General features: G+C 67.1%; 5 protein-coding genes. 2 read left to right on the top strand and 3 right to left on the bottom strand.

Going from position 1 to position 3,697, the window contains the following annotated elements; all coding sequences use genetic code 11:
- Both AB0M20_RS31995 and AB0M20_RS31990 read right to left on the bottom strand, forming a co-directional pair.
- A partial coding sequence (locus AB0M20_RS31995; protein WP_364304060.1) for an amino acid transporter occupies positions 1–1,792 on the bottom strand: 1,792 nt, incomplete at its 3' end.
- A 214-nt stretch (positions 1,793–2,006) separates the two neighbouring features.
- Entirely contained in the window at positions 2,007–2,411 is a 405-nt protein-coding gene (locus AB0M20_RS31990) for a VOC family protein (protein ID WP_364304059.1), read from the bottom strand.
- Between the two features lie 59 nt (positions 2,412–2,470).
- Here AB0M20_RS31990 and AB0M20_RS31985 point away from each other — a divergent pair, with 59 nt between their 5' ends.
- Together AB0M20_RS31985 and AB0M20_RS31980 are read left to right on the top strand one after the other, a co-directional pair.
- Entirely contained in the window at positions 2,471–2,749 is a 279-nt protein-coding gene (locus AB0M20_RS31985) for a hypothetical protein (protein ID WP_364304058.1), read from the top strand.
- A 230-nt stretch (positions 2,750–2,979) separates the two neighbouring features.
- On the top strand, positions 2,980–3,168 hold the full coding sequence (locus AB0M20_RS31980) for a hypothetical protein (protein ID WP_364304057.1): 189 nt from the start codon (positions 2,980–2,982) through the stop codon (positions 3,166–3,168).
- Positions 3,169–3,339: 171 nt separating this feature from the next.
- Here AB0M20_RS31980 and AB0M20_RS31975 read toward each other — a convergent pair.
- Positions 3,340–3,697 (bottom strand): MFS transporter (locus AB0M20_RS31975; protein ID WP_364304056.1); only part of this gene is annotated, 358 nt, incomplete at its 5' end.

The raw sequence follows: 3,697 nt of genomic DNA, 5'->3' as shown, positions 1-3,697 counted from the left end.
GGATCGCCGCGATGGCGTTCGGCCCGGCCGGTGCCTCGGCGCGCAGTATCCGGTGCCCTTCGACCTCGACCCCGCGCACCTCCAGGACCTCGCTGAAGGTTGACGGATCGACGACGTCGATTTCCAGGAAGAGAACGTCGGCCGTGCCGGGCACCGGGTTGCTGCCGCGCTGCTCGCGTTCCTTCGCCGCGTATTGCGCGGCGTCGTCGCTGGGCTGGCGGCGGTGTGCGATGAGGTTGAGCGCACCATCAAACGCGATCGAGTCGGTGACGAACTGCCGGGCGGCCGTGTCGAACTCGATCCGGTCGGCCCGCAACTCGGTCGTGCGCGACACCCGTGAGATCAGCGACACCGCGATGATGCCCACGATGAACAAACCAGAAATGGCAAGGCCGTCGGGTTTCTCGATGATGTTCTCGACCAGAGCGTAGAGCAGCACCATCGTCAGCAGCCCGAACCCGGCGGTCGCCAGACGCTGCCGGCGCCGCCACGCCGAGACGGTGACGGCGAAGGCGCCGGAGACCATCATTGCCAGGATGCCGGTCGCGTAGGCGCCGGCCTGGGCGTTGACGTCAGCGCCGAATGCGATCGTGATGACGACACAGATGGCGGTGTAGACCAGCACCACGGGACGCACGGCCCGTCCCCATTCCGGGGCCATGCCGTAACCGGGCAGGTACCGGGGAACGATGTTGATCAACCCGGCCATCGCCGATGCGCCGGCGAACCACAAGATCAGGATCGTGCTGATGTCGTAGGCGGTGCCGAACACCTCGCCCAGTTCTTCATGGGCCAGCCACGCGAGGGCGCGCCCGTTCGCCGCTCCACCTGGCTGAAACTCCGGCGCCGGGATCAGCACTGTGGTGACGAAGCTCGCGGCCAGCAGGTAGACGCTCATGATCAATGCGGCCGCGGTGAGCAACTTGCGGGTGTTGCGGATCCGCGACCGCAGGCGCTGATCCTCGTTCTCGCCGTCGGCAGCGACCAGGGGCATCATGCTCACGCCCGTCTCGAACCCGGACAGCCCCAGAACCAGCAACGGGAAGGCCAGCAGAGCCGGCCCGGCGATATCAGTGAATCCGCCACCGGCGGTGAGCGCGCTCGTCCACGTCGTGAAAGCCTCGGAGCTGCCGGCAACATCCACCAGCCCCGCCACCACCACCACGGCGTTGAGTCCAAGGAACAACGCAACCAGCGGGATCGCCACGGTCACCGCCTCGCTGAAGCCGAGCAGGAACACCCCACCCAGCAGCAGGAGCAAGACGACCGTGAGCGCCACTTCGTGACCGTGCACTGCGCTGCCGAAAATCGGGTTCTCGACGACGTGCACGGATGCGTCAGCGGCGGACAGGGTGATGGTGATGATCCAGGACGTGGCGACGAACCCGAGCAGCACCAGCACGAACAGCTTGCCCTGCCAGAAGGCCAGCAGGTTCTCCAGCATCGCCACCGACCCGGCGCCGTGCGGGCTCTCCTTCGCCACCCGCCGATACATCGGCAGCATCCCCAGCAGGGTCAGCAGAACGATCAGCAGCGTCGCCAGCGGCGACACGGCCCCGGCGGCGAGAGCGGCGATCGCCGGTACATAGGCCAGGCTGGAGAAGTAGTCCACCCCGGTCAGCGACATCACCTTCCACCAGGCATGCGGCTTGGCATGGGCCTCACCTGCCTCAGGCCCGACGGGCTGCACCTGGTGGCGCAGCAACCACCGCGACAAGGCGCCCCCGATCGGTGGCCGACGTGCCGGGGCGTCCACCTCCGCCGGAACCGCGAAGTCGTCCGTGGCGTTCATCAAGCCTCTTTCCAACGTCGCGTGCCCCTGCCGCTGCGGCGAGCGACAACCGCGGTGGAACGGTACCGGCAGTACGTGAGCGCCGCTGCACGGCCTGACCTCGGACGCGGTATCGCCGCCCGGTTACCGCGCCCGGATACGCGTGCGTCGCCGGTGGCCTGTGCGCTGATCTGAGCCAACACGATGAAGGCGCCTGTCCTGCGGGGGCCTGTGATCATTCGGTTGTGGAGACTTCTCCGCCGATTCCCGTTTCGTTGCCGTCGCTGTCGTGGAAAACGTACTTCCAGACCGAGCCGTGCTTCTCGACGTCGACCGGCTCCAGGCCCCGTGCGGAGATCTTTCCAACCTCGGCGACCGGGTCGTCGACCCAAATCATGCTCACAGCTCCGCCGGCCCGACCGAGATCCCGGATGATGTAAACGTGCCGATCCTCGGCCAGCTGCCAGACCGCCTCGATGTCGTTGGGATAGAAGGCCGGCTCAGCACCGAGCAGCCGCTTGTACCACTCCAGGGCGCTGTCGAAGTCGCGCACCGCGATGCCCGCAAATATTCCTACCGCCATGTTCGTCTCCTCACTCGATGTGGGCCGTAGTCCTGAAGGGTAAAACGCAAGGATCATCACAGGGGCATAGGCTCCTGCTCCTTTGCATCGCAATGACAGCCGCGACCGCTGCCGCCGTGACGATCGGCGCAAGCATCGTCGGCGGCCCGGAGCCGGTGCCGCAGCCGCAGGTTTGTGAGGCGACCCGGCTGGTGGCGGCGCTCGGCTCGACCAGTTCGAGCACCGTGCTGCAATTGGTGGAGCTGGTGCAGCCGCCGAGGCGTCGCTCACTGGAGAGCCGGGCGAGCCTGTTGGCTCGTCCGCGGTCGGTCAGGTGTGGACTAGATGTCGAGGTCCTCGATCACGGGCTGGTGAACGGCGTCAAGGACCAACTCGTACGGCGCCGCTGGGCATGACACGACTATAGGTACACCTATACGTACATGCACCGGCTGCGCGGCCATGTCGCGTGCTAGGTACTCACCCCGCCGCCGAACCTCGGATCACACGCGCAGCCTGCCCAGCGCATGTGAGGCTCGCACAGTTATCGAGACGTTGGCGGCCGCGGGTTGACGAGGACAAACATTGACACGCTCTTGACGCTCTGACACGGCCCGGTCCGGTCCACAGCGGGCAGACTGACCTGGTGGAATCGCCGTTGGTTCACCTGCTCGTGGGACTGCTAGCTGTTGTCGGCCTGTTCCTTGCCGTGCTGCTGGCCGGGGTGCTGTGGGCGTGCACCCCGGTGTACCGCCGGGCGTACTCGCGGGGCTCGTCACACTCCGCCCGATCGCTCAGGCGGCTCGAGCGCGCCCAGCGGCAGCGCATCCGTTAGGTCAGAGCCGGTGCGACGTTTGAAGGTGCGGTGCAGCGCTCAGCCGGCTGCGACCATGAGAGCCAGGGTGAACGGGTCGCCGAGCAGCCAGTGGAGCTTCGGCATGTGGTGGGCTTACTCCGGTGCCTGAACTCGGCCTCAGGATGATGACGGCCGCCGAGGCGCCGGCGACTATGCGTCGTGGTCCGCAGGACGGTGCGATGAAGTATTGCGGGCGCTTTCTGGTGGGATGAGGTGGCGCGTGCGCGGTGTGCCCAGGGTATGGGCGAAGGCGGCGTCCTCGATGGCCTGATCCTCGGCGGTGAGGCGGCCGTCGTGCTGGAGCTGGTGTTCGCGCCAGGTCGGCACCTGGAACTGCTCGGTGAACAGGTCGGGGTTTTCGCCGACTCGGTAGAGCTCCCAGCGGGAGGCGCCGCTGCGCAGCCGTGAGCGGCGCATCGCCTCCATGGCCGCGAGGAACGGGGCTACCTGGTCGGCGGCGACCTCGTATTCGATGGACACCACGATCGGTCCGGCGCCCGGGTCCGGC

It is taken from the genome of Actinoplanes sp. NPDC051633, assembly GCF_040681735.1.
GTDB lineage: Bacteria > Actinomycetota > Actinomycetes > Mycobacteriales > Micromonosporaceae > Actinoplanes.
This window is presented reverse-complemented; position numbering and strand designations above follow the sequence as displayed.